Source organism: Cryobacterium sp. Y11 (assembly GCF_002929535.1).
In the GTDB taxonomy this organism is placed as follows: Bacteria; Actinomycetota; Actinomycetes; order Actinomycetales; family Microbacteriaceae; genus Cryobacterium.
Genome location: NZ_PJJO01000019.1, coordinates 1 through 2,736, shown reverse-complemented (window position 1 = coordinate 2,736; position 2,736 = coordinate 1). Strand labels below are relative to the sequence as shown.

General features: G+C 59.2%; 2 protein-coding genes and 1 pseudogene. 2 read left to right on the top strand and 1 reads right to left on the bottom strand.

What is annotated here, in order from left to right; translation table 11 throughout:
* Positions 1–5: 5 nt before the first annotated feature.
* On the top strand, positions 6–209 hold the full coding sequence (locus CXY75_RS00215) for a glutaredoxin family protein (RefSeq protein WP_104080895.1): 204 nt from the start codon (positions 6–8) through the stop codon (positions 207–209).
* Between the two features lie 150 nt (positions 210–359).
* Here CXY75_RS00215 and CXY75_RS19595 read toward each other — a convergent pair whose 3' ends face one another.
* Positions 360–602, bottom strand: coding sequence for a hypothetical protein (locus CXY75_RS19595; protein ID WP_158251067.1), 243 nt, complete (start codon positions 600–602; stop codon positions 360–362).
* A 534-nt stretch (positions 603–1,136) separates the two neighbouring features.
* Between CXY75_RS19595 and CXY75_RS20170 the strand changes: the two are divergent.
* Positions 1,137–1,643, top strand: a pseudogene (locus tag CXY75_RS20170) (SOS response-associated peptidase).
* Positions 1,644–2,736: the final 1,093 nt, after the last annotated feature.

The following is a 2,736-nucleotide window of genomic DNA, read 5'->3' as shown; positions in this document are numbered from 1 at the left end:
GCACGATGACCTACCGAGCACTCGACAAAGCAGGTGTGACCTACACAGTCGTCGACGTGACCGAGAACGCAGCAGCTCTCGAGTACGTCTCTGACGATCTCGGCTATAGCTCAGCTCCCATCGTCGTCGTAGACGACCACAACCACTGGGCTGGCTTCCGACGCGATCGCATCATTGCTCTGGCACAGGGCGGGGCCCTCGAGGGGTAGACCCGTCACGATTCCCGCGCAGGAAGGCTCTTGCGCTTTACCATCAAGGCTTCTGGGTGTTTTCTCTTCCGGCGGGGCGTCTCTGTATTACGGCACGAGAAATTTGCTATGCGGAAACGTTGGTGCCGGGCCAGACTGAGGGATATGGATTTAGACAGCGGAGAAGTGATGAGTCACGGCACAGCCGAGGATGTTCTGTTCTGTTTCGTCGCAGGGCAGTTCTTCACCAATACCGGAGCCGTTCCCCTTGCGGTTGTGCTTGGAGATGTGACGAATTCCGTGCCGGTCTCGGACGCTCACGTTGACGCGGTCAAAGTCGCCCATTTCGTCTGTGCTCCGCCCGACCAAATGATTGACGTCGGGGTCCTGTGAGCGGGCCGGCGTGCCCCTCATGCGGCACCGAGATGAACGTCGAGGTCATGAGTACTAAGAATGGTCTCAGAGGTTGTGAGCGTTGCCCCCAGTGTGATTTCGTTTCTTTGCTACCAGACCTGTTCGCAACGTAAATCCGCGGTAACAAGCTGGTGCCGAGCCACATCACTCACGCTCCGCCCTGCCCAGTCGTATTGTCATTTTTCGAAGTCGTCTCCACAACGACCCCGGTGGTTTCGGGGTTGTTCAGGCGAGTGTGAATGCCAGATTTCCGCAGACAAATTTCAGCCCGTCGAGCCCGCGCACCTCGATGCGACTTCACTTACACCGATCAGGCAGACATGGGCAGAACGCAGCGGCGTCGGAGAACCCATCACGGTGGCGACCGAGCCGATTTCCATTCTCGTCTGGGTGAGATAACCGAAGATCGGCACCCACGTCGACGGGCATGCTCTTGCATGGATGCGCCGAGCTGTTTACGTTGAATGGCAGAGCAGGGGAGTGCATCGCATCTGGGTCTGGGCATCGGCGGTCGACCGGCTGTAAGGCCACATCATGTGCGGCAGGCTCGTGGTCTCGAATACAACTGACGAACTCTTCAGCGTCTGTGATGCAGCTGGGGGAGACTTCCAGGACTGGCACCCCAGTTGGAACATCAAGCTGACCCAGACGGTACCCGTCGTCCTTCATTCCGCCACACGCTACGAGGAAGCCGTGCGACGGCTTGAGCTGGCACGGTGGTCCCGCACTCCGTCCTGGTCGCAGGAGCTCACGACCAAATTTCCTACCTTCAACGCTCGGTCAGAAGGCATCACCGAGAAAGCGACGTGGCGCGGCCCTGTCACAACGCACCGTGCCCTCGTGCCAGTGTCTGGTTAGTACGAGTGGAAGACCGCCCCCGTCACGAAGAAGAAAATCCCGTTCTATATCCACAGCTCCAACGGTGAGCTCCTTGCTTTGGCTGGTCTGTACTCGTGGTCGAAGGACCACTCGAAAGCTGACGATGACCCGACCCTGTGGGCGCTCACCGCCGAGATCCTGACCTCAAGCGCCGTCGACTAGCTCCTGCACATCCACGACCGGAACCCCGTCCCACTACCGCGGGACTGGTGGGATGACTGGCTGAACCCCGAACTGGTCGGCGATCGACACTTCGTCGACGCAGCCATACAGGCTGCATTCCCTGTCGCGGCCGCGCTCATCGTTGTCGAGGTCGTTCCCCTCCCGTCGAAGGGGGATGGTCCGAGTCAAACCTCGGCAGCGTAGACGACTCAGAGGGGTAAAGCGCTGAATGATGGTTGTAGTGCCGTTCTGCAGCTTCATGGCGGGCTCACCCGTTACTGATTGCTTTCAATAGCATCTCGACCACTCTTCCGACGGTGCCCGATGTACCGAGCGCCGTGCAGTGTCGCGTCGGAGGCTCCGCGTAGGGGGACTTGAGGCAAGTTCGTCGGTGGCTGAAGCGAGCTGTGCAGGGGTGAACGGACATCTGTGCAATCGTGAACGGAAAATGACAACAATCGTGTCATTTTCCGTTCACGTCTGCACAGCGACCCGCGTGTTTTCGGGGTTGTGCACGCGAGTGTTGAGCACTGGTTTTTCCGCTCACCCCTGCACTAAGAGGGTTTTTGCTCACCACTTCTCTGCACAAAGGAGGTGGTTGGGTGGGAGCGGAATCGGTGCACATTGGCGAGTTCGGTAACGTTGACGATGCTGGATGCTCCGTGGGATCGCACGAAGAGAGTGTTGGCGGTGATGGCGACGTTGTCGGCACGAGCGATCGTAGGCAGTGCCGCCGTCGATGCGGCTGTGCTGTGGTCGCGGTGGCCCCGATCGAGTTGAATGCCATGACGCCCCAGAGAACCAACTGAGCAGAACAGAACGCGTCAGTCGATCTCCGAACCAGTTGTGCAGGCGTGAACAGACATCTGTGCACTCGTGAACGGAACATGACACCTCGTGTGGAACCTCGGCGGCCTCGTAAAAATGTCCGACGGTTCAGAACTGCTCAACCCGCCCTACATCCCCGAATGGTCACGCTTCGCAGAAGCCGACGCAGCGGCCGTTTCGCTGTCGGACTGGAGCGACCGAAACGGACGCAAAACCGTCGCTCTTTATGACGCCGTCGCGCGAACCTACCTAGCCCGCTTCCTCG